The sequence below is a fragment of the Dyadobacter sp. SRI_021 genome (genome assembly GCF_057586235.1).
The window spans coordinates 1-215 of sequence record NZ_JBYCZM010000062.1 but is presented as its reverse complement, the minus strand read 5'-3'; the positions used below and the strand labels follow the sequence as shown (position 1 = coordinate 215).

General features: G+C 52.6%; 1 protein-coding gene. It reads left to right on the top strand.

The annotated features are described in order from the left end of the window. Window positions 1-215, top strand: a 215-nt coding sequence (locus AC2YIT_RS32280; RefSeq protein ID WP_487281961.1) for a hypothetical protein, incomplete at both ends; no start/stop codon positions are given.

The window sequence follows — 215 nt, the reverse complement described above, 5'->3', positions numbered from 1 at the left end:
AAACTGACCGGGACAAAATTTGGATCGCCACAGGCTTATAACAACGATCCGGTCAATTACGGCTATGCTATTGCTTTTGATGGCCTGGTAACAAATTCCTGGCATGGAACAGCACCTGGTCCACAGAATTACGCAGGACTAGATTTGGGAGCAAGCTGCGCTACCCTGACTGCCAGCGTGCTCTCGCCGGCCAACAACGCCAGTGTGGTGGGTAC